Source organism: Protofrankia sp. Cas8 (assembly GCF_963555845.1).
In the GTDB taxonomy this organism is placed as follows: domain Bacteria; phylum Actinomycetota; class Actinomycetes; order Frankiales; family Frankiaceae; genus Protofrankia.
In genome coordinates this window covers 6,647-10,730 of record NZ_CAUVXI010000185.1, presented here as the reverse complement: position 1 = coordinate 10,730, position 4,084 = coordinate 6,647, and the positions used below count along the sequence as shown (strand labels likewise).

General features: G+C 67.9%; 5 protein-coding genes and 1 pseudogene. 2 read left to right on the top strand and 4 right to left on the bottom strand.

Features of this window, described 5'->3' with window-relative positions; genetic code table 11:
* Positions 1–51: 51 nt before the first annotated feature.
* The gene (locus U9977_RS21245) at positions 52–213 is read right to left on the bottom strand and encodes a hypothetical protein (RefSeq protein ID WP_322751046.1); all 162 of its coding nucleotides are present in this window, start codon (positions 211–213) and stop codon (positions 52–54) included.
* A 124-nt stretch (positions 214–337) separates the two neighbouring features.
* Here U9977_RS21245 and U9977_RS21240 point away from each other — a divergent pair, with 124 nt between their 5' ends.
* The gene (locus tag U9977_RS21240; RefSeq protein WP_322751045.1) at positions 338–1,267 is read left to right on the top strand and encodes an AraC family transcriptional regulator; all 930 of its coding nucleotides are present in this window, start codon (positions 338–340) and stop codon (positions 1,265–1,267) included.
* 71 nt (positions 1,268–1,338) lie between these two features.
* On the opposite strand, the gene U9977_RS21235 is transcribed toward U9977_RS21240, so the two are convergent.
* From U9977_RS21235 to U9977_RS21230, 3 genes and pseudogenes are all read right to left on the bottom strand, one after another.
* Positions 1,339–1,827 carry a Tn3 family transposase gene (locus tag U9977_RS21235; RefSeq protein ID WP_322751044.1) on the bottom strand — a complete coding sequence of 163 codons (489 nt, stop codon included), beginning with the start codon at positions 1,825–1,827 and terminating at the stop codon, positions 1,339–1,341.
* A gap of 14 nt (positions 1,828–1,841) precedes the next feature.
* Positions 1,842–1,979 (bottom strand): annotated as a pseudogene (locus tag U9977_RS27170) (DUF4158 domain-containing protein); the annotation flags it as partial.
* Between the two features lie 156 nt (positions 1,980–2,135).
* Positions 2,136–2,591 carry a MarR family transcriptional regulator gene (locus U9977_RS21230; RefSeq protein ID WP_322751043.1) on the bottom strand — a complete coding sequence of 152 codons (456 nt, stop codon included), beginning with the start codon at positions 2,589–2,591 and terminating at the stop codon, positions 2,136–2,138.
* 61 nt (positions 2,592–2,652) lie between these two features.
* Here U9977_RS21230 and U9977_RS21225 point away from each other — a divergent pair, with 61 nt between their 5' ends.
* Entirely contained in the window at positions 2,653–3,849 is a 1,197-nt protein-coding gene (locus U9977_RS21225) for an NAD(P)/FAD-dependent oxidoreductase (RefSeq protein ID WP_322751042.1), read from the top strand.
* Positions 3,850–4,084: the final 235 nt, after the last annotated feature.

Genomic DNA, 4,084 nt, shown 5'->3' with positions numbered 1-4,084 from the left:
ACTGTTCAATCCTCTTCATCGGGATGGGTACGGGGAGCAGATCTCGTATCCTCAGATGTCCGTCGCGGCGGTGGCGGCCAGAAACGCGGCGAAGGATCGGGCCGGACGGCCGGTGATCTTCTCCACGGCGTCGGTGACGGGGCTGTTGTCGATGGTGACCAGCGGGCGGATGCCGGACAGGTTGGCCAGCAGGTCGCTGACCAGAACGTTCATATTGGATCTCCCTCCGTCCGTGAACTCGACTGTATGAATCCGGTCGCACGACGGACAATGTCCACGAACGCCGAAAACATGTCTGATCGGCTCAGAACAAGTCTCGTCGGGATATGATCAGCGGATGGATGTGCTCACGGACGTGCTCGCGGCCCTGGAGACCGGGCCGACCCTGTGCGCGCGTACCCGGGCACACGCCCCCTGGGGGCTGCGGTTCGGGGGCAACCAAGGGTTCGGGTTCCACGTCATCCTGCAGGGCACGTGCTGGCTGTCGAGCGCCGACGAGCCGCCGCGGGCACTGCGGTCAGGTGACGTGGTGCTGCTGGCCAGCGGCCAGGAGCACACGCTGGCCGACGTCCCGACCACCCCCGCTGTCACCTTCCGCCTGGACCGCGAGTGGCACGCCAAACGGATCGGTCACCAGCACGTGGCCGGGACAGCGGCCGGAGCGCAGACGGTCCTGCTGTCGGGTGCCTACCGGCTTGAACAGCGCCGGCCGCATCCGCTGCTGGCCACGCTTCCCGACCTGGTGCACCTGCCGAACCGGCGCCGGCACGGGCTGCACGCGGCGGTGGACCTGCTCGGCACCGAGGTCGAGGAGCAGGAGCCGGGCGCGGAGGCGATCGTCTCCTCGCTGGTGGACGCCCTCTTGGTCTACATCCTGCGCGCCTGGCAGGAAGACCATCCGACCGGCTGGAGCCGGGCGGTCGCCGATCCGGCGATCGGCCCCAGCCTCCACCGCATGCACCAGGATCCGGCACGATCGTGGACGGTGCAGCAGTTGGGTGCGCAGGCCGGACTCTCCCGCGCCACGTTCACCCGCCGGTTCACCGCACTGGTCGGTGAGCCACCCCTGACCTACCTCACCCGGTGGCGCCTGACCACCGCGGCCCGGATACTGCGTCAACAGGACGTGCCGCTGTCCGCCGTCGCCCACCGCGTCGGCTACACGTCCGAATTCGCCTTCGCCAAGGCCTTCAAACGGGAGTATGGTCTTCCCCCCGGCAACTACCGCCGCGTCACCGGGATCGAGGAATCCCGGTACGGGAGCTGACGCCGGGTGCCCGACGAGCCTCCGTGTGCCCGAGCTCGTCGAAGATGCGCAGGGCACGCAGCCGGACCTGCTCAGCATTCACTTCCTCGGCCTGCGCTACCTCGATACCACCGTGCTCGGCGACTACGTGGGGTTCCGGTAGCGATGAACCGCAGGCCGTCGGCGGAGGCCAGCTCGCCGCCGCCCCACGCTCGGACCAGCGGCAGGAGCGTGTGGAAGGCCACCAGGCGGGCGTTGGCCCGGCTGAGGGTCTGGGAGCGCAGGTAGTTCTGCTCGACCCAGAACAGCCGGTCGCGGCTGAGCGCGTCGATGCCGTCGTGGACGATCGGTTCCATGCCGACGTTGGTGGCCTCCGCGGTGAGCACGGCGGCTACTGACAGCTCCAGGTCGTCCATCCGGGACACGGCCTCGGAGACGTGGGTGAACTCGGCGAGGTAGGGCACCCAGGAGTTGACCTCCAGCACCATCTCGGGCAGGTCGACGACGGGCAGGCGGGCGTCGACCTGCCGGTTGAGCTCGTCCAGGGACGGCGGGACCTCCAGCGGGCCAGCGAGAACCACTGGTCGAAGTCGAACTTCGTGTAGCCGTACGCCTCGCGGATCTGCTCCTGGTGGTCCCAGCGGTGTTCGGCCGCGCCGTAGCCGGCGACGGCCGCAGGCGACAGGCCCAGCTGCTCGGCGACATAGTCCCCGGAAAGGGAGAGGGCTGTCACAGAAACACAGGGTGTTCACGCCTGAGTTCAAGAGTGAGGCCGTGAAGCTGGTGATCGAGACGTCTGGTCCGATCGACCACGGCCGCGAACGTCGCGGCGTCACGGAAGACCGCCCAGACATCCGTGTGTCCATCAATCCAGCGGGTAACTGGCTGGTCAGGTGTCGCTGGAGGTGAGGTTAGTGAACATGCGTTGGAGCATGACGGATAGCTGTTGAAGATCGTCGGTGGAGAAGCCATCGAAGAGGCGGCGGATGACCGAACCGAATACGGGGGCGAGGCGGGGTGTGAGGGTGGCTCCGGCGGCGGTGAGTTCGACGCGGACGGACCGACGGTCTGATGGGTGCCGGACGCGGCTGACGAGGCCCTTGTCCTCTAGCCGGTCGAGCAGGCGGGTCATCCCGGCGGTGTCGGTGCCCAGGGCGGCGGCGAGGCGGTGTGGGCTGGTCTCCGAGCGCAGGCGCAGCAGCAAAGCGGCCTGCTGCGCTGTGACGTCGAAAGGTGCGAGCGATCGTTCCAGCGCCGTGTTCAGTTCCCTCGCCGTGCGGTGCAGCAGCGAGCCGCCACCCAGCACGAGCCGTGCGGCCTCTGGCGGGAGAAATGGGGGTGCCACGTCGCCAGGATAGATGACTAGACAGTTACTGTCGCGACAGCTTTCTGCTAGCGTGGCGAGTATGGCAGAGCACCTGTCCACGAACCACTTACCTCGCGTGCTGATCATCGGTGGCGGTGTCGGCGGGCTGTGCCTGGCCCAAGGGCTGCACCGGGCCGGCGTGCCGGTCGCCGTCTTCGATCGTGCGGCGTCGCCGGTGCCGGACCGGCAGGGCTACGGCTTTTCCATCAATCGACACGGGGACGATGCGCTGCGCCAGTGCCTGCCGCCGCGTCTATATGAGCTGTATCGCGCCATCGCCAGCCCCGCGCCGACGGGCGACTTCGTTCTGTTCACCTCCACCCTGAAGGTGATCTTCCGCAAGCCGCTGCCCCCAGCCGTGGGCGTCGCGGTCAACCGTCAGACGCTGCGCGAAATCCTGCTGGGTGGGCTCGGCGACGTTGTGCAGTTCGGCAGGGAGTACCTGCGGTACGAAGCACGCCCGGACGGCCTAGTCGACGCGCACTTCGCTGATGGCACCGTGGAGACCGGGCGCCTGCTGGTCGGTGCCGACGGCACCAACTCGGCGGTCCGGGCCCAACTCGTGCCCGATGCCGAGTTCGACGATTTCGGACGGTCGATCTACGGCAAGACGCCCATCGCAGCGGACCTGCGAGCCGCCGTGCCGCCCGAGTTCCTTACCGGAATGCCTCGCGCCAAGGACACCCAGGGCGTCACGCTCGGAGTCGGCGCCTTCATCAAAACCGAACCGTTCGACCAGGCCACGGCCCGGCTCGCACCGGAGGTCCGGTTGAGTCAGGTCCCGGACTATCTGCGCTGGACTCTCAGTCTCCGCGACCGTCCGGTGTCCGGGCGCCAGTTCTGGGCCGCCCACGGGCCGGACCTCCAACACATCGCGCAAGACCTCATCGCCAACTGGCATCCGGCCTTGCGCGCGGTCGTCGAACAGGCCGACGCCTCGGCCACCTTCCCGTTCGGCATCTTCTGCGCCCGCTCCATCCAGCCGTGGGTCGAGCCCGCCATCACCCTGCTCGGCGACGCGATCCACACCATGACCCCCGGCCGTGGTGAAGGAGCCAACACGGCCCTGCGCGACGCCGCCCTGCTTACCGAGGTTCTACGCAGAGCGACGGCCTGCAGCACCACTTTCACCGAGGCTAAGCGACACTATGAGACCGAGATGCTCCACTATGGCTTTGAGGCTGCCGAGAACTCGACCCGGCCATACTTCGGCGAAGCGATGCGCCGTCACTCCTGACATCCATTGCGTCACCGAAGGTCGTCATCGATCGAGCGGTCGAAGATCGATCCCAGCCTGGATCAGGCTGCCGGGGCGCCCACTGCCCGCTTGTGTACAGGTAGGTCGACGGGTCGGCGTACCGGCGTGACCCTGGCACGAACACGTCGCCGGAGCGCAGCCCGTCCCGCAGGCACAGGGTCACGCACAGCTCCCAGTAGCGCCGGTAGGCGGTGTCCTCCCCGCTCTTGCGTGC